We start from the raw sequence: 15,714 nt of genomic DNA, 5'->3' as shown, positions 1-15,714 counted from the left end.
GCTCACAATTCGCGCCGCATGATGAGGTCGCGGTCGATCTGCGACCCGGTCTGGAACGCATAGTCGCCGACATGGACGAAGCCGTGCTTGGCGTAAAAGGCGCGCGCCCGGCCATTTTCTTCCCAGACGGTCAGCAGGATCGCGCTCTTTCCGCGGCTGCGCGCGACGTCATGGGCCCAGTCGAGCAGCCGGGCGGCCACGCCGCTGCCATGCCGCGCGGGATCGACGTACAATTGGTGGAGATGAAGCGCGTCGTCGGTCGGCACCTCGCCCGCAAAGAAGGTCGGCCCCAGCTTGCAATAACCGACCACCCCCGCGCCATCGACCGCCAGCTGGAAGTCGAACGCGGGGTCGAGCAACTGGCGGCGCAGCGTTCCCGCCGCGCCATAATGCTGCGCCACATAGGCCGCGATGTCGTCTGCGGGCGCCGAATGGCCAAAGGTCGCCAGCCACACCGCGCGTGCCATCGTGTCGAGCGGCTCGGCGTCGCCGGGCGTCGCCGGGCGATAGTCGATCATGCGAAACCGGCCGGCTCGGGCCAGTCGGGATGGCGCATCGCCAACACCTTGAACAAGGTGCCCATGGCGACGACCAGCCGCTCGCGATCCGGCGCCACCCTGGGCCCCAGCGCCGCGGCGCGCGCATCGATGCCCAGCCGCGTCAGGAAATCGCCCTGTCCCACGGGCCCGGAGACGATCGCGCCGCTCGCCGTGCCGACCATGCCCAGCGTCGCGAAATCGACATGCGCGGTCAGATCGCGCTCGCCCGGCTCCTCGAACGGATTGGCGAATTGATGGCCGCGAACCGCCTGCAACGTCTCGCCCACCGCCGGCCCCTCATAGCCGTAATCGATCGCGAGCAGCGCGCCGCCCTGCGCCACGATCCGCGCGGCGAGCACGCGCATGATCCCCACGCTGGCGGGCGAGGTCTCGATGATCGCACCAACCGGCGAATCGCGCAGATGCTCGGGAATGATGCTGTCCGGAACGGTCGCGCCGCCGATCGGCAGGAACAACGTGTCTTGGCAGGCGACCAGCCGCTCGCGCCATCCCGACGGCCCACGCACCAGCTGGCGGATCGGCAACGCGTCGAAGAATTCATTGGCGATGATGATCAGCGGGCGATCGGTCGGCAGGTCCTCGACATCGTCATGCCACACCGCCTGCGGCACCGCCGCCGCCTGCCGCGTGCGCAGCGTCGGGCTGGTCTCGACGAAGTGAACCGGCGGGGTGAAGCCGGCCTTTGCAGCGGCGCGCAAGGCATCCGCGGTCAACGTGCCGCGCCCCGGCCCCAATTCCACCCAGCGCACCTCGGGCCGTCCTGCGCGGTCCCACAGGTCGGCGGCCCACAGGCCGATCAGCTCGCCGAACATCTGGCTGATCTCGGGCGCGGTGGTGAAATCACCCTCCGGGCCCAGCGGGTCACGCGTCGCATAATAATGCGCGTTGGCGGCGGCCATGAACTGGCTGACCGGGATCGGCCCGCCCAGCGCGATCGCGCGGGCGAGGCGTTCGGGAAGGTTGCCCTCCATCGGGTCGGGCGAAGCGGGAACGGCGGGGTCACTCATCAGCCCGGCGACATGCCCGCCGCCGCCGCGCGCCGCAACCCGGGCGCATACGGGCAGGCATTGCTCAGGCGGCGGCACCAGTCAGGCGCAGGCGCGCATTCTCGAACGGCATGCCCTCGTCGTCCACCACCCGCCGCGACACCTCCTGAAAGCCGATCCGCCGATAGAAACGCATCGCTGCCGCGTTCAGGACATAGACGTCCAGTTCCAACTCGCCCCGCAGCCCCATCGCATGGGCGATCAACCGGCGGCCGATCCCCCGCCCCTGCATCTGCGGCGCCACGAAGAGCCCACCGACAAAGGAATCGAGCAGGCTGATGAACCCGACCGGGGCGCCCTCGATCGTCGCCACCCATGTCTCGGAATGGGGAAGGTACTGGTCCTCGATCAGCGAACGCTGCTCGATCAGGCGCTGCTCCCCGATGAAGGAGTGGGCGATCAGGCAGGCGTCGAGCCAGATCTGCGACAATGTCGTCGTGTCGGCTGCCCCGGCGAAGGGGCGGATGATGATGGGCTGACGGGGCATGATATCCGCGCGAATGGGTTTAGCCGGAAGATTGATGGCGATGGGATCCCCCTTGCCGTTCAGGTCGCCAGCCGGTCGATCATCGCCATCGCCCCATGCGGCGCGCGCACCTTGGCGCCGTTGATGAAGAATACGAATGTCTCGCGCGGCCGCACCGGCGCTGGCTCTGCCGCGACATAGGGCAGCCCCTCCGGCTGCTGGCCCGCCGCCCAGTCACGCGCCACCTGCGTCCAGCGGTCGAGCGCGGCGGGGGAATAGCCGGCCGGCTCCTCCTCCACCGCATTTTCCAGCCGGGCATAGACGAAGTCGCCCGAGACGTCGGCGATCGCGGGATAGCTCGCCGAATCGCCGAACACGATGGCGACGCCCGCCGCGCGGCACAGCGCGACGAACTCGGGCACCGCGAAGCTGTCGTGTCGCACCTGCACCGCGTGGCGCAGCGCGACGCCCTCATGCGCCGCCGGCAACAGCGCCAGGAAAGCGGCGAAATCCTCGGCATCGAATCTTCGCGTGGCGGCGAATTGCCACAGGATCGGCCCCAGCCGGTCGCCCAGTTCGACGATCCCCTGCCCGACGAATCGCGCAACGGATTCGCCCGCCTCCGCCAGCACCTTGCGCGTCACGCAATAGCGCGACGCCTTCAGCGCAAAGACGAAGCCGTGGGGCGCCGTCTTGGCCCAGCCGGCAAAGGTCGCCGGCTTGAAGCTGGAGTAGAAGGTGCCGTTCACCTCGATCGCGGTGAGATGGCTCGCGGCATATTCCAGCTCGCGCTTGATCGGCCATTTCGGCGGATAGAAGGTTCCGCGCCAGGGCTCGAAGGTCCAGCCGCCAATGCCAACGCGAATCGGTGCATCCGTCATGCCCGATGTGTAGCGCGCCGGATGCCCAAGCGAACCCCGCCCGCGAAACGCGCTGCGCCCGCGAAACGCGCTGCGCCCGCGAAACAAGTCGCGACATCCAATGACGTGGCTGGCTGTGCTAATGATTGGCGCGAGATCATTCTCGCTGGGTCGCTGCCCTGATGGCAGCGACTGGAGCGGGCGAAGGGATTCGAACCCTCGACCCCAACCTTGGCAAGGTTGTGCTCTACCCCTGAGCTACGCCCGCTCTGGCGCCGTGTCCCGGATGCTTCCGGGCTGGGTGAGGCGCGGCCACTAGCAGCGACTTTTTGACCCTGCAACCCCAAAATATTCAGAAACGTTACGTCACCGTCTGAAACATTGACCGAAGCGGCCCTTCCCCTTTAGTCCGCCCCTTGCATGACCGCCCCTACCATATTGCTCGTGGAGGACGATCCGGCGCTGCGTATGCTCACCGCTCGCGCGCTCCAGGAAAACGGCTTCAACGTCCGGCCCGCCTCGGCCGCGCCCGAAATGTGGCTCGCGCTTGATTCGGGCCCGGTCGATCTCGTGCTGCTCGATATCATGTTGCCGGGCACCAGCGGGATCGACCTGTGTCGATCGCTGCGCCAGAAAAGCGACGTGCCGATCATCTTCATGTCGGCTCGCTCCAGCGAAACCGATCGCGTGGTCGGGCTGGAACTTGGCGCGGACGATTACATCGCCAAGCCGTTCGGTGTGCGCGAGCTCGTCGCACGCGTGCGCGCCGTGCTGCGCCGACCGGCGCTCGATCGCCGCTCGGGCGAGGGCGATCATGGCATGCTCCGCTTCGAAGGCTGGACGGTGAACCTGCCGCGCCGCGAGCTGACCTCGCCGACCGGCGCATCGGTTGACCTCACCGGCGCGGAATTCGATCTGCTGGTGGCGCTTGCCGACCATGCGCAGCGCGTGATCGCGCGTGAACGCCTGATCGAATTGTCGCGCACGCGCCTCGGCGACAGTTCGGACCGGTCGATCGACGTGCTGGTCAGCCGGCTGCGGCGCAAGCTGTCGAGCGCGGGGGAACAGGCCCCGATCGTCACCGTGCGCGGCGTCGGCTACATGCTCAACGTTCCCGTGGAGCGCAGTTGAGGCGCTGGATCCCCTCCGTCGGCCTGCTCGGGCAGGTCGTCGCGATTCTCCTCCTCACCATGGTCATCGAGTTCGGCGTGTCGACCGCGCTGTACGAGCGGGCGAGCGAGTTTTCCGTCCGGGATGACGAGGCACGGCGCCTCGCCGAACATCTCGTCATCACCCGCCGGCTGATGGAGGATCGCTCGGCGTCGCAGCGGCCGGCGCTGGCGAACGAGCTGACCACCGATCGCTACGAAGTGCAGTGGCACGATGCCACGTTGGTACCGCCCGCCCCCGATCCCGCGCTCGATCCGATGCGCCGCCAGATTGTCGAGTGGGAGCCGGCCTTGCGCACCGGCGACATCCGGCTCCGGCTGATCGCGCCGGCGCGCAATTCCAAGGTGATGGGGGCGCTGCGGCTGCGCGATGGCAGCTGGCTGCAATTCCGCACGCTGGAGGCGGTGGCGAAGCTCGACTTCGCCTATGAACGCGTGCTGCTGGGGCTGGTCCCGGCGGTCGCGCTGATGATTCTCGGCGGCCTGATGCTGCGCCGGACGCTGAAACCGCTCAAGCAACTGGCGGAGGCGGCTGATCGTGTCGGCCATTATGAGGTCGGCTCCGTCCCGGAGGACGGCCCGCGCGAGGTGCGGCGGCTGGTCACGGCGTTCAACCGGATGCAGGCGCGAATCGCCGCGCTGATCGAGGCGCGCACCCAGTCGCTCGCCGCGGTCGGCCACGACCTGCGCACCCCGCTTGCCCGGCTGCGGCTGCGCACCGAATCGATTCCCAGCGACGAGGTGCGCGCCGCGATCGGGCAGGACGTGTCCGAAATGGAGGCGATGATTGCGTCGCTGCTCGCCTTCCTGGGCGGCGATAGCGATCCGGAGAAGCCCACCGCGCTCGATCTCGCCGTGCTGTGCGCGACGCTGGTCGATGACGCGACCGACCGCGGTCATGAGGCGACCTATGTCGGCCCCGACCATTTCGAGCTGCGGCTGCGTCGCCTCGCCATGAAGCGCGCGCTGACCAATCTCGTCGAGAATGCGCTCCATTATGGGGAGCGGGTCACCGTCGTGCTGGAGCCGGGCGACGGGGTGGTGACGATTCGCGTGATGGATGACGGGCCGGGCATTCCCGAAAACCAGATGGACGCGGTGCTCGAGCCGTTCGTGCGGCTCGACCCGGCGCGCGGGCGCGACACGGTTGGCTTCGGACTCGGCCTGCCGATCGTCGTGCAGGCGATCGCGGCAGAGGGTGGGCAGCTGATGCTGTCCAACCGCGCCAGCGGCGGATTGGTGGCCACGGTCACCTTACCCATCACCCGCCTCGCCTGATCCACCAGACATTAAATGTAACGTTGGCGCTGCGGTCCAGAAAAGCGCAGCAACTAAATAAGCTGTTCCAGTTTTTTTAGGAGCAGCCCCGTGAACGAACTCATCGGCCGCGTCTTCGACTTCGAAAAGAAGGTCTATGAAGATAGCCGCGCGCTTTATTCGAAGCTCGCCAATCATGGGCAGGAACCAAAGGCGCTGATCATCAGCTGCGCGGATTCGCGTATTGTGCCTGAGCAGATCATGCAGGCGCAGCCGGGCGACCTGTTCGTCTGCCGCAACGCCGGCAACATTGTGCCGCCTTACGCGACACAGAATGGCGGCGTTACCTCCACGGTCGAATACGCCATCGCGGCTCTCGGCATCCGCGACATCATTGTCTGCGGTCACTCCGATTGCGGCGCGATGAAGGGCCTGGCTGGCGATCCCGCGAAGCTTGAGCCGATGCCCAACGTCGCCGCCTGGCTGCGTCACGGCTCCGCCGCACGCCAGGTCGTCGATTCGAGCTATACCGAACTGGAGGATGGCGCCCGCATCCGCGCGATCAGCCTCGAGAACGTCGTGGTTCAGCTGGCGCACCTGCGCACCCATCCGTCGGTCGCCGCCGGCATCGCGCGCGGCGAGATCGCGCTGCACGGCTGGTTCGTCGACATCCACAATGGCCAGATGCTGGCGCTGAACGGCGAAACCTCGCGGTTCGAGGCCGTCCGTGCCGACAAGCCGCTGCCGGTCGCCCTTCCCGCCGGGAAGCGCCTGGCGGCTGACTTCATCATGCAAGAGGCAGCCGAGTAATGAGACAGGATGCGATCGAGCGCCCTGGCGTCTCCATACCTTCATTGAAGTTCTTCGGTCGGGACTTCACCGCCTCGATCGTGGTCTTCCTCGTCGCGATGCCCCTTTGCATGGGCATCGCGATCGCTTCTGGCGTGGCACCGGAAAAGGGCCTGATCACCGGCATCATCGGCGGCATCGTCGTCGGTGCGCTGGCGGGTTCCCCGCTTCAGGTGTCGGGCCCCGCCGCTGGCCTCGCGGTCATCGTCTTCGAACTGGTGCGTGACCTTGGCCTGTCGGCACTGGGTCCGATCCTGATTCTCGCTGGCGGGATTCAGGTGGTCGCCGGCATCTTCCGGCTCGGCGGATGGTTCCGCGCGATCAGCCCGGCAGTGGTCCACGGTATGCTTGCGGGCATCGGCGTGCTGATCGTCGTCGGCCAGTTCCACGTGCTGTTCGATCACAAGCCGCTGTCGTCGGGCCTCGAGAATCTGGCAGCGATGCCGGGTCGCCTGCTCGGCCTGTCGTCGGACCTGCGCGCCACCGAACTCGCTTTCATGATCGCGCTGCTCACCATCGGCGGCATGGTCGGCTGGGAGAAATTCCGCCCGAAATCGTTGCGTCTGGTGCCGGGCGCGCTGGTCGGCGTCGTCGCGGCGACGCTGCTCACCGTCATCCTCGGCCTCGACGTCGCCAAGGTCGTCGTTCCCGAATCGATCATCGGCGCGATCACCCCGCCCGAAAGCGGCTTCCTGGGCCGTTTCGCCGAACCGGCCATCCTGACCGCCGCGGTCGCCATCGCCTTCATCGCCTCGGCCGAAACGCTGCTGTCGGCAGCCGCGGTCGACAAGATGCACGACGGCGTGCGCACCGACTATAACAAGGAACTGCGCGCGCAGGGCATCGGCAACCTCCTGTGCGGTTTCGCCGGCTCGCTGCCGATGACGGGCGTGATCGTGCGTTCGTCCGCCAATGTGCAGGCCGGCGCCGTCACCCGGTCGTCGGCGATCCTGCACGGCGTCTGGATCCTCGGCTTCGTCGCACTGCTGCCGTGGCTGCTGCGCGCCATCCCGATGGCGTCGCTGGGCGCGGTACTGGTCGTCACCGGCTGGCGCCTGGTCAGCCTGAAGCATGCGCAGCACCTGTATCGTGACTATGGCGTCCTGCCGGTCGTGATCTGGGCCGCGACGCTGATCATGGTGGTCGCCACCGATCTGCTGACCGGCGTGCTGGTCGGCATCGGCCTGACGGTGCTAGAACTGGTGCCGAACCTGCGCCGCCTCCGCCTGCGCGTGTTCGAGCAGCAGGAGGGCGAATCGCACGCCATTTCGCTGGACGGCGCGGCGACCTTCGTCACCCTGCCCAAGCTGTCGGCCACGCTCGATCGCGTGCCGGCAGGCGCCCCGGTCCGCCTCGACGTGTCGAAGCTTGATGCGGTGGACCATACGTCGGCGGAATTGCTGCGTGACTGGTTCCAGCGTCGCAAGGCGGCTGGTACGCCAGTCGAATTGCGCGGCCAGCGTGGGCGGATCGCCGCGCTCGCGGTCTGACCATCAACCGCTAACAACGACCGCCCCGGAAACACTTTGACGCAATCCAGCAATATTACATTCATTTTGCTGCGATAGCGTCAAGGTGTCCGGCCAGCGAGCGACCGCTCCCTTAGAGGGAGGAGGAGCGCAAGCGGACCGGAAGCAGGAGGAGCCTCTGCCAACAGGAGGTTCCATGATGTTTCTGAAGTATCTGCCTGCCGCGCTCCTCGCGGTCGCCGCTCTTCCCGCTCAGGCCCAGGAAGAGCCTCCCAAACCCATCACCGTCAGTGGCAGCGTCGCCCTTGTCTCCGACTATCGCTATCGCGGCGTGTCGCAGACCGACAAGGAGATGGCGATCCAGGGCGGGATCACCGTCAGCCACAAAAGCGGCGTCTATGCCGGAGTCTGGGCATCCAACCTCGCCGGCTGGGGCACGTTTGGCGGTTCCAACATGGAACTCGACCTGATCGGCGGCTTTGCCACCGAAGTGTCGCCGGGCGTCAACCTCGACGTCGGCCTCACCTGGTACATGTACCCCGGCGGCGCCAACAAGACCGACTTTGCCGAACCTTATGTGAAGGTCTCGGGCACGCTCGGCCCCGTTACCCTCCTCACCGGTATCGCCTATGCGCCCCAGCAGCAGGCGCTGGGCCGCTGGTATTTCTCCGGCGCCGATGCGGCCGCGGGGATCTACAACGATCCGGGCGACAAGGAGGACAATCTCTACCTCTGGGTCGACGGCTCGGTCGGCATTCCCTCGACGCCGCTCACCGCCAAGGCGCATATCGGCTTTTCCGACGGCAACCGCGGCCTCGGCCCCAACGGCACCAGCATCGCGCCGACCGGCAAATATCTCGACTATATGATCGGGCTGGACTTCGCCGTCCCCAACACGCCGCTCACGCTGGGCGTCGCGTTCGTCGACACCAACCTGAAGAAGCGCGAGATCGCGTATCTCCAGCCCAATTTCTCCTCGACCAAGAACGGCAGCCGGATCGATTCGGATCAGGTGGTCTTCTCGGTCGCCGCGGCGTTCTGATCCGCCCTGAACTTGTGCTTTAGCGGCGGGCGGGGGGTTTGCTTCCCCTCGCCCGTCCCCACATAAGGGCGCGAACCATCAATCGGGAGCAGCCCTTGGCTACGCTGGGAATGAGTGCCGCGGAAAAGGAAGCCGTCCAGGCGTTCCGCACGGATGTGGTCGAGCCGTCGATGACGAAGCTCGTCATTATCGATTTCTGGGCCGAATGGTGCGGCCCGTGCAAGGCGCTGACCCCGGTCCTGGAAAAGGTCGCCGCCGCATACGCCGACAAGGGTGTCGTGCTGGCCAAGGTCGATACCGACAAGAACCAGTTCATCGCCTCGCAATTCCAGATCCGCTCGATCCCGACCGTCTATGCGATGTTCCAGGGTCAGCTGGTCGCCGACCTGACCAGCGCACGCACCGAATCGGCGCTGCGCACGATGCTCGATCAATTGCTGCGCCAGCTCCCGATCCAGGGCGAGGCGCAGTCGCAGGAGGCGGAGCTGGAGCCGCTGATCGCGATGGGCGAACAGGTGCTGGCCGAAGGCGACGCCGAACGCGCGCTGTCGATCTTCGACCAGCTCGTCGAAATGGCGCCCGAGCATCCCGCCGTCCTGTCCGGCCGCATCCGCGCGCTGGTCGCCGTGGGCGCGCATGACGAGGCGCAGGCGATGCTCGATACGCTACCGGAGGAGGTCGCCAAGCGCCCCGACATCGAACGCGCCCGTGCCGCTTTGGCGCTCGCGCAATCGGCTCCTGTCGTCGATGACCTCGCCCCGCTTGAGGCCGCCGTCGCCGCCAACCCGGACGATCATCAGGCGCGCTTCGACCTCGCCAATGCGCAGATGGCGGCGGGCAACCGCGATCCCGCCGCCGACAACCTCCTCGCCATCATCGCCAGCGAGCGTGACTGGAACGAGGGCGCGGCGCGGCAGCAGCTGCTGAAACTGTTCGAGGTCGTCGGGCTCGAGGATCCGTGGGTGTCGGCGCAGCGCCGCCGGCTGTCCGCCATCCTGTTCGGATGACCCGGCTCTCCATCTTCCCCCTGCCGGGCGCCCTCCTCTTCCCGGGCATGCACCTGCCGCTGCACATTTTCGAGCCGCGTTACCGGGCGATGATCTCGGACGCGATGGCGCGCGACCGGCGGATCGGCATGGTCCAGCCGCGGATGATGGAGGCGGGCGCTGGCGACAAGCCGGCGCTCTACGACATCGGCTGCGTCGGGCGGATCGCCGATATCGAGATGCTGGACGATGGCCGCTCCAACTTGGTGCTTGAGGGCGTCGCCCTGTTCCGCATCGAGCGCGAGCTCGATGTCGCGACCCTGTTCCGTCAGGTCGAGGCGACGCTGCTGCCCGAGCCCGAGCCCGAGACGCTGTCCTTGGGCGAACGCTCCGCGCTGGAACTGGAGGCACGCCGCTTCGCCGATCATCAGGGCTATGCCGTCGACTGGGAAGCGGTCGCCCGGCTCGACGACCAGAGCCTCGTCAACGGGATTGCGCAGATCGCCCCCTTCGACGTCGCCGCCAAGCAGGCGCTGCTCGAGGCGGACGGCATCAAGATACGCGCCGACCTGATCGTGCAGCTCATGCAATTCTTCGGCCGTCACGACGGCGATGACCGGGTGACGCTGCAATGACCGGAGACAAGCCGGCAGCGACGATCGACCCCTGGCTGCTCGAACGGCTGGTCTGCCCCGTCACGCGCACCCCGCTGGTGCTGGACGAGGCGGCTGGCGAGCTTGTCTCCGCCGCCGCCGGCCTCGCCTATCCGATTCGCGATGGCGTGCCCGTCCTCCTCGTCGAGGAAGCCCGCCACATCGCGCCCGCACCAACGGCCTGAGCCAGGCACCGCGCACCCACTAGCGGACAAAAGAAAGGGCGCCGGTGCGACTGCCACCGGCGCCCTTTGCATGACCGCAGGCGAGCAGCGCGCCCGATCGCGCGCGCTCGCCCGGCGGATCAGTTCAGCACCACCGTCACCGCACGGCGGTTCTGTGCCCAGCTCTCCTCGTCCGAGCCAAGCGCCAGCGGCCGCTCCTTGCCATAGCTGATCGTGGTGATGCGGCTCGGCGACACGCCGCGCGCGACGAGGTAGTTCTTCGCCGCATTGGCGCGGCGATCGCCCAGCGCGAGGTTGTATTCGCGCGTGCCGCGCTCGTCGGCATGGCCCTCGATCGTCACGCGCACGTTCGGGTAACGCTGCAGCCACACGACCTGGCTGTCCAGGATGCCGCGCGCGGTACCGTCGATGTCATATTGGTCCAGCCCGAAATTGACCGTGTCGCTGGTGACGGAGCGCTTGAAATCCTCCGCCGAACCCGGCGTCACCACGCCATCCACCGGCCCGGTCTGGCCGGTCTGGCCCGTCGTCGGCGCTTCGCCCGGCGCCGGCGGCAGCACTTCCGGCCGCTTCTTGGAACAGGCCGCAGTGGTCACCAATGCCGTCGCGAGCAGGATGGTGGTCGTTAGTCTGGCCATTCTCTTTTCTCCCATTTTCTGCCCCGTTGCCCCCCTGGTAACAGTATCCAGTAACAATTTTACGGCCGAAGCGGACCCCATGACGGGTCCGACCCGTCGAGCGGCGTCGGCACGCGGCGTTCGTTGACGCCGGTCAGGTCGACCGACCACAGGTCCGCCTTGCCGCTGCGTCCCTGCGCGGAGCGGTAGAACATCAGCACCCGGCCGTTGGGCGCCCAGCTCGGCCCCTCGTCGTGCCAGCCATTGGTCAGGATCTTCTCGCCCCCGCCATTGGCGTTCATGATACCGATGCGGAATCCGCCAGACATGCGCGTGAAGGCGATCATGTCGCCGCGCGGGCTCCATGCCGGCGTACCATAGCGCCCACCGCCGAAGCTGATGCGCTGCTGGTTCGAACCATCGGCGTTCATCACATACAATTGCTGCCCGCCGGACCGGTCGCTCTCGAACACGATCTTGCTGCCGTCGGGCGAATAGCTGCCGCCGGTGTCGATGCCCGGCGAATTGGTCAGCCGCTGCGGCGTGCCGCCGGCGGCGGGCACACGATAAAGGTCGGTGTTGCCGCCCGTCGCCATGGAGAACAGGATCCAGCGCCCATCGGGCGAGAAGCGCGGCGCGAAGGTCGTCGCGACATTCTGCACCACCAGCCGCTGCCGCCCGCTGCCGATCTCATAGACATAGATGCCCGGCACACGCCCGACATAGCTCATGTACACGATCGACTGCTGATTGGGCGAGAAGCGCGGCGTCAGCACGATCGACTGACCGTTGGTCAGGAAACGGTGGTTGGCGCCATCCTGGTCCATGATCGACAGGCGCTTGATGCGCTTGTCCTTGGGCCCGGTCTCCGACACGTACACGACGCGGCTGTCGAAATACGGCCCCTCGCCGGTCAGGCGGGTATAGACCATGTCGGCGCATTTGTGCGCCGCGCGCCGCCAGTCGGACGGCGGCACGACGAAGCCCTGGCGCATCAGCTCGGTCTGCGCCGACACGTCGTACAGATAGCAGCCGACCGTCAGCGTCCCGTCGCCATTGGCGCGGATATAGCCCTGCACCAGCGCCTGCGCGCCCGTCCCGCCCCAGTAACTGAACGCCGGGCTCTGCACCTCGGGGAACATGACCGCGCGCAGCTGGGCCGGCGGCAATGGCGAGAACAGGCCCGAATTGCGCAGGTCGTTGGTGACGATCTCGGCCAGCTGCCGCCCCAACGCGTCGGTCGACCCGGCCGGGGTCTGTAACACCGTGGCGGGCGGCATGTACGGGATTGCGATCGGCATCGGCGCGGAAATGCCGCCCGTCACGTCGACTTCCAGCGGGCCGCCCGTGGTCTGCGCCGGCGCCGCCGCAGCCGCCGGTGCCGGCACGTTGAGCGGGGTCGGCGGCACGTCCTGCGCGGAGGCGGTCGTCGCCAGCAGCGTCATGAACAGCGCCATCGCCCCGGCGCGCGTCCGGCGGGAAGGCGCATCGGCGCGCGCGGGTGCCGGCGAACGCCCAAGCGGCCCGTGACGGTCAAAATCGTGATCGGTCATCACCGCAGCTTCCATTTGAAGTTGATGTTGTTCCAGCCGCCATTGGGCGTGTCGTAATATTCCGGTGGCAGCTTCAACGGTGAACAGCCCTTGAACGCGGCAATGCCCAGGTCCTTCACGCGCTGCGCATAACGCTCGTTCTGCGGCGTGACCCCGGTCTGACGCACCATCGTCGGCGTCGCCGCCAGCGTGCCATTCTCGTTGAGCCTCAGGTTCAGCGTCGTGACGATCTCGTTCGCGCCGGGGCCTGGGTCGACCTGGCGATCGGCGCACGGCTGGATCTGTCGCGCGATCGCCTGGACGATGGAGGCGAGCGCCGCGCCGTCGATCTTCGCCGCGCGCGGCGTCTGGCTGCGGCTGGTCGACTTCTCGGTGCTCAGCCCCTTCAGGAAATCGTCGCCCAGCCGGCCGCCCTTGGGCCGCGCCGACTTGGATTCGCTGTCCGATCCTGATCCGCGCGCCTTGGCTGCCGCTGCCGCCTTGGCCTTCGCATCCGCCGCCGCCTTTGCGTCCGCTGCTGCCTTGGCCTTTGCGTCCGCCGCGGCTTTCGCCTTCGCATCGGCCGCCGCCTTCGCCTTGGCCGCTGCTTCCTTTGCCGCGGCCTCCGCGGCGGCAGCCTTCTTCGCCGCCTCGCGCTCGGCCGCCGGGTTCGCCTTGGGTTTGGGCGCAGGCTTGGGCTTCTCAACCGGCTTGGGGGCCGGCTGCGGCTTGGGCGGCGCGGGCTTTGGCTTGGGCTCCGCCTTCGGTGCGGCCTTGGGCGCAGGCGCGGGCGGCGCCGGCTTGGGCGCAGGTTGGGGCGCAGGCTGGGGCGGCGCGGGTTCGGGTGCGGGCGCAGGTTCGGGCGCAGGCGGGGGCTCCGCCGGGGCGGGCGGCGCGGCATCGTCCGGCTCGCCCGTCTCGGGCGCGACCGACTGTGCCGGCTCCTCCACCGCTTGCGGCGCCGTCGCTTCCAGCCCGACGTCCTTGACCAGGCTCACCTCGATCGGCTGCTGCTTCAGTTTTTCGGGGTTGGGCGTCGCCAGGAAGCCGACCGACAGCAACCCGAACAGGATCAGATGTCCTGCCAGCGCAAGTCCCAGCCCGATGCGTTCCGACCGGTCCATCCGGGTCATTCGTCCCCGATCGTCACCAGCGCGACGCGGTTCAGCCCGGCGCGGTTCAGCTCGCCCATCACGCGCATCACCTGCCCGTAATCCAGCGCACGATCGGCGCGCAGATACACTTGCGGCGGATCACCCTCACCGGATTCGGCGGCGATCGCGTCCAGCCGCGCGGGCAGCGCGTCGGCCGCTATCTCGTCCTTGGCGATGAAGATCCGGCCATCGGCGTCGAGCGAGATTTCGGTCGGCTCCTTGTCCTGGTCCAGCGGCTTGGCGCGGCTGTCGGGCAGGTTCACCGGCACGCCCGCGGTCAGCAGCGGCGCGGTGACCATGAAGATGATCAGCAGCACCAGCATCACGTCGACCAGCGGCGTGACGTTGATCTCCGCCATCGGCGCTCGGCGCCCGCCGGATCGCTGCGAGGGAAGCTGCATCGCCATGGCTCAGCCCTCCTGAACGGCTGGATCGATCGACGGCATCATGCTCACCGCTCGCGATCGAGCTGGCGCGACAGCGTCGCGTGGAAACCGTCAGCGAAACGGTTCAGCCGCGCCTCGATCCGGTTGATGCTGTGGCTGAAGCGGTTGTACGCGATCACCGCCGGAATGGCCGCGAAAAGCCCGATCGCGGTCGCGAACAGCGCCTCGGCGATGCCCGGCGCGACGACGGCCAGGCTCGTATTCTGCTGGCTGGCGATGCTGGTGAAGCTGCGCATGATGCCCCACACCGTGCCGAACAGGCCGACGAACGGCGCGACCGAGCCGACCGTCGCCAGCACGTTCAGCCGGTCCGACAGATTGTCGATCTCGTTGGCGACCGCTGCGCCCATGGTGGTCGCCAGCCGCTCGCGCGTGCCGCCGCGATCGATCACCGATCCCTGCGTCGATCGCCGCCATTCGGCGACGCCGGCGGCAAAGACGCGGGCGCTCGGCAGATCCTCTTCGGCGCGCGTCTTGTAGAAGGCGTCGACATCGTCCGCCTTCCAGAAATCGCGCTCGAACTTCTCGGTCGCCTTCCGCGTCCGGCCCAGCTTGCGCCAGAAGGAAAAGATGATCGCCCAGGTCCAGATGCTGGCAGCGAGCAGGCCGAACATCACGCCCTTCACCACGAAATCGGCCTGCAGGAACAGGGCGATGGGCGACAGGGTAGCAGCGTCGGTATTGAAGAACGGGTTCAAGGCCTCAAGTCCCCCTTGTCGGCAAGTGCGCCGAAACGTTCGATCCAGTCACGCGGTTGCCGCCGGGGTCGCCCCGACGGTGCCACCAGCGCCGCGACGACATCCGCGTCGGCCAGCACAAGCGCGTCGCGCATGACTCGTTGATGAATGGAAACGCTGGCCGCGCGCACCTCGGTCACTCGCGTGACGACGACCAGTGCATCGTCCAGCCGTGCCGGCGCGCGATAGCGGATCGCCAGGCTGGTGACCGCATAGGCGCCCTCGCCCGCCTCATGCACCGCGCGCTGGTCGATCCCGGCCAGCCGCAGCATGTCCGATCGCCCGCGCTCCATGAAGCGCAGGTAATTGGCGTGGTACACGATGCCCGACAGGTCGGTGTCTTCGAAATAGACGCGGATGGGCAGGCGATGCTCGACCCCGGCGAAGCGGCCTTCCACAGGCTGATCGATGCGGCCGGTCTCCATTACCGGCCTGTTAACCGAAGCGGATCGTCGCGAACAGTCCCGTGGCGGGTGGTCAATCCTGAAGAACCGCCGGATCGACCTCGATCCGCGGCGCACGCGTGCCGACCGCCACCGGGGCCGCCGCCGCACGGGTCGCCACGGCCGGCAACGCCGCTGTCGTGCGGGCTGCGCTGGCCGGTGCAGGCGCTGCCGGTGTCGCCGCGCGCACCGCCACTGCCGGCGTCACCACCGCCGGGGCCGTCGCCAGCGCAGGAACCGCGC

Annotated in this window: 19 protein-coding genes and 1 tRNA gene; 8 read left to right on the top strand and 12 right to left on the bottom strand. The window is 67.7% G+C overall.

The annotated features are described in order from the left end of the window. Nucleotides 1-2: 2 nt before the first annotated feature. From ACH0BU_RS07810 to ACH0BU_RS07790, 5 genes are all read right to left on the bottom strand, one after another. Nucleotides 3-518 carry a GNAT family N-acetyltransferase gene (locus tag ACH0BU_RS07810; RefSeq protein ID WP_500263903.1) on the bottom strand — a complete coding sequence of 172 codons (516 nt, stop codon included), beginning with the start codon at nucleotides 516-518 and terminating at the stop codon, nucleotides 3-5. After that, nucleotides 515-1,567 carry a class I SAM-dependent methyltransferase gene (locus ACH0BU_RS07805; protein WP_500263902.1) on the bottom strand — a complete coding sequence of 351 codons (1,053 nt, stop codon included), beginning with the start codon at nucleotides 1,565-1,567 and terminating at the stop codon, nucleotides 515-517. The genes ACH0BU_RS07810 and ACH0BU_RS07805 overlap by 4 nt, the downstream gene beginning before the upstream one ends. Nucleotides 1,568-1,631: 64 nt before the next feature. Beyond that, on the bottom strand, nucleotides 1,632-2,093 hold the full coding sequence (locus tag ACH0BU_RS07800; protein ID WP_500263901.1) for a GNAT family N-acetyltransferase: 462 nt from the start codon (nucleotides 2,091-2,093) through the stop codon (nucleotides 1,632-1,634). A 59-nt stretch (nucleotides 2,094-2,152) separates the two neighbouring features. Continuing rightward, the gene (locus ACH0BU_RS07795) at nucleotides 2,153-2,953 is read right to left on the bottom strand and encodes a DUF72 domain-containing protein (protein WP_500263900.1); all 801 of its coding nucleotides are present in this window, start codon (nucleotides 2,951-2,953) and stop codon (nucleotides 2,153-2,155) included. 172 nt (nucleotides 2,954-3,125) lie between these two features. Further along, nucleotides 3,126-3,200, bottom strand: a tRNA-Gly gene (locus ACH0BU_RS07790). A gap of 152 nt (nucleotides 3,201-3,352) precedes the next feature. On the opposite strand from ACH0BU_RS07790, the gene ACH0BU_RS07785 reads away from it, so the two are divergent. The 8 genes from ACH0BU_RS07785 (at nucleotide 3,353) to ACH0BU_RS07750 (ending at nucleotide 10,542) form a co-directional block, all read left to right on the top strand. Then, nucleotides 3,353-4,063, top strand: coding sequence for a response regulator transcription factor (locus ACH0BU_RS07785; RefSeq protein ID WP_046406678.1), 711 nt, complete (start codon nucleotides 3,353-3,355; stop codon nucleotides 4,061-4,063). After that, the gene (locus tag ACH0BU_RS07780) at nucleotides 4,060-5,379 is read left to right on the top strand and encodes an ATP-binding protein (RefSeq protein ID WP_125945390.1); all 1,320 of its coding nucleotides are present in this window, start codon (nucleotides 4,060-4,062) and stop codon (nucleotides 5,377-5,379) included. Before ACH0BU_RS07785 ends, ACH0BU_RS07780 begins: the two co-directional genes overlap by 4 nt. Nucleotides 5,380-5,469: 90 nt before the next feature. After that, the gene (locus ACH0BU_RS07775) at nucleotides 5,470-6,168 is read left to right on the top strand and encodes a carbonic anhydrase (protein WP_046406681.1); all 699 of its coding nucleotides are present in this window, start codon (nucleotides 5,470-5,472) and stop codon (nucleotides 6,166-6,168) included. After that, nucleotides 6,168-7,697, top strand: a complete 1,530-nt coding sequence (locus ACH0BU_RS07770; RefSeq protein ID WP_046406683.1) for a SulP family inorganic anion transporter — start codon at nucleotides 6,168-6,170, stop codon at nucleotides 7,695-7,697. Before ACH0BU_RS07775 ends, ACH0BU_RS07770 begins: the two co-directional genes overlap by 1 nt. Nucleotides 7,698-7,872: 175 nt before the next feature. Next, entirely contained in the window at nucleotides 7,873-8,718 is an 846-nt protein-coding gene (locus ACH0BU_RS07765; RefSeq protein WP_500263899.1) for a TorF family putative porin, read from the top strand. Nucleotides 8,719-8,828: 110 nt separating this feature from the next. Next, nucleotides 8,829-9,725: a tetratricopeptide repeat protein gene (locus ACH0BU_RS07760; protein ID WP_046406686.1), complete on the top strand. Its 897-nt coding sequence runs from the start codon at nucleotides 8,829-8,831 to the stop codon at nucleotides 9,723-9,725. Then, nucleotides 9,722-10,339, top strand: a complete 618-nt coding sequence (locus tag ACH0BU_RS07755) for an LON peptidase substrate-binding domain-containing protein (protein ID WP_125945389.1) — start codon at nucleotides 9,722-9,724, stop codon at nucleotides 10,337-10,339. Before ACH0BU_RS07760 ends, ACH0BU_RS07755 begins: the two co-directional genes overlap by 4 nt. Further along, nucleotides 10,336-10,542, top strand: coding sequence for a Trm112 family protein (locus ACH0BU_RS07750; RefSeq protein WP_498343329.1), 207 nt, complete (start codon nucleotides 10,336-10,338; stop codon nucleotides 10,540-10,542). Before ACH0BU_RS07755 ends, ACH0BU_RS07750 begins: the two co-directional genes overlap by 4 nt. Nucleotides 10,543-10,661: 119 nt before the next feature. On the opposite strand, the gene pal is transcribed toward ACH0BU_RS07750, so the two are convergent. From pal to ACH0BU_RS07715, 7 genes are all read right to left on the bottom strand, one after another. Further along, nucleotides 10,662-11,180 carry a peptidoglycan-associated lipoprotein Pal gene (gene pal, locus ACH0BU_RS07745; protein WP_046406691.1) on the bottom strand — a complete coding sequence of 173 codons (519 nt, stop codon included), beginning with the start codon at nucleotides 11,178-11,180 and terminating at the stop codon, nucleotides 10,662-10,664. A gap of 59 nt (nucleotides 11,181-11,239) precedes the next feature. Further along, nucleotides 11,240-12,604 (bottom strand): Tol-Pal system beta propeller repeat protein TolB, encoded by a 1,365-nt coding sequence (gene tolB, locus ACH0BU_RS07740; RefSeq protein WP_500263931.1) that lies wholly within the window; start codon nucleotides 12,602-12,604, stop codon nucleotides 11,240-11,242. Between the two features lie 107 nt (nucleotides 12,605-12,711). Then, on the bottom strand, nucleotides 12,712-13,815 hold the full coding sequence (gene tolA / locus ACH0BU_RS07735; protein WP_500263930.1) for a cell envelope integrity protein TolA: 1,104 nt from the start codon (nucleotides 13,813-13,815) through the stop codon (nucleotides 12,712-12,714). 5 nt (nucleotides 13,816-13,820) lie between these two features. After that, a complete protein-coding gene (tolR, locus tag ACH0BU_RS07730; protein WP_125945387.1) occupies nucleotides 13,821-14,252 on the bottom strand; it encodes a protein TolR in 432 nt (143 codons plus the stop codon). Nucleotides 14,253-14,296: 44 nt separating this feature from the next. Further along, on the bottom strand, nucleotides 14,297-14,989 hold the full coding sequence (gene tolQ, locus ACH0BU_RS07725; protein WP_046406694.1) for a protein TolQ: 693 nt from the start codon (nucleotides 14,987-14,989) through the stop codon (nucleotides 14,297-14,299). Further along, nucleotides 14,986-15,453, bottom strand: coding sequence for a tol-pal system-associated acyl-CoA thioesterase (ybgC, locus tag ACH0BU_RS07720; protein WP_136450958.1), 468 nt, complete (start codon nucleotides 15,451-15,453; stop codon nucleotides 14,986-14,988). The genes tolQ and ybgC overlap by 4 nt, the downstream gene beginning before the upstream one ends. A 52-nt stretch (nucleotides 15,454-15,505) precedes the next feature. Next, nucleotides 15,506-15,714: hypothetical protein (locus tag ACH0BU_RS07715; RefSeq protein WP_500263898.1), on the bottom strand; the 209-nt coding region annotated here is incomplete at its 5' end.

The organism is Sphingomonas olei (genome assembly GCF_045369765.1).
In the GTDB taxonomy this organism is placed as follows: domain Bacteria; phylum Pseudomonadota; class Alphaproteobacteria; order Sphingomonadales; family Sphingomonadaceae; genus Sphingomonas; species Sphingomonas panaciterrae.
Note: the sequence above shows the minus strand (reverse complement) of the source record. Positions and strands in the feature narration are given on the sequence as shown.

Excerpts from the sequence above, each read along its gene's own strand:
- ACH0BU_RS07810 (WP_500263903.1), bottom strand. The coding sequence starts at position 518 with ATGATCGACTATCGCCCGGCGACGCCCGGCGACGCCGAGCCGCTCGAC.
- ACH0BU_RS07805 (WP_500263902.1), bottom strand. The coding sequence starts at position 1,567 with ATGAGTGACCCCGCCGTTCCCGCTTCGCCCGACCCGATGGAGGGCAAC.
- ACH0BU_RS07800 (WP_500263901.1), bottom strand. The coding sequence starts at position 2,093 with ATGCCCCGTCAGCCCATCATCATCCGCCCCTTCGCCGGGGCAGCCGAC.
- ACH0BU_RS07795 (WP_500263900.1), bottom strand. The coding sequence starts at position 2,953 with ATGACGGATGCACCGATTCGCGTTGGCATTGGCGGCTGGACCTTCGAG.
- ACH0BU_RS07785 (WP_046406678.1), top strand. The coding sequence starts at position 3,353 with ATGACCGCCCCTACCATATTGCTCGTGGAGGACGATCCGGCGCTGCGT.
- ACH0BU_RS07770 (WP_046406683.1), top strand. The coding sequence starts at position 6,168 with ATGAGACAGGATGCGATCGAGCGCCCTGGCGTCTCCATACCTTCATTG.
- ACH0BU_RS07765 (WP_500263899.1), top strand. The coding sequence starts at position 7,873 with ATGATGTTTCTGAAGTATCTGCCTGCCGCGCTCCTCGCGGTCGCCGCT.
- ACH0BU_RS07760 (WP_046406686.1), top strand. The coding sequence starts at position 8,829 with ATGAGTGCCGCGGAAAAGGAAGCCGTCCAGGCGTTCCGCACGGATGTG.
- ACH0BU_RS07755 (WP_125945389.1), top strand. The coding sequence starts at position 9,722 with ATGACCCGGCTCTCCATCTTCCCCCTGCCGGGCGCCCTCCTCTTCCCG.
- ACH0BU_RS07750 (WP_498343329.1), top strand. The coding sequence starts at position 10,336 with ATGACCGGAGACAAGCCGGCAGCGACGATCGACCCCTGGCTGCTCGAA.
- pal (WP_046406691.1), bottom strand. The coding sequence starts at position 11,180 with ATGGCCAGACTAACGACCACCATCCTGCTCGCGACGGCATTGGTGACC.
- tolB (WP_500263931.1), bottom strand. The coding sequence starts at position 12,604 with ATGACGCTGCTGGCGACGACCGCCTCCGCGCAGGACGTGCCGCCGACC.
- tolA (WP_500263930.1), bottom strand. The coding sequence starts at position 13,815 with ATGGACCGGTCGGAACGCATCGGGCTGGGACTTGCGCTGGCAGGACAT.
- tolR (WP_125945387.1), bottom strand. The coding sequence starts at position 14,252 with ATGGCGATGCAGCTTCCCTCGCAGCGATCCGGCGGGCGCCGAGCGCCG.
- ybgC (WP_136450958.1), bottom strand. The coding sequence starts at position 15,453 with ATGGAGACCGGCCGCATCGATCAGCCTGTGGAAGGCCGCTTCGCCGGG.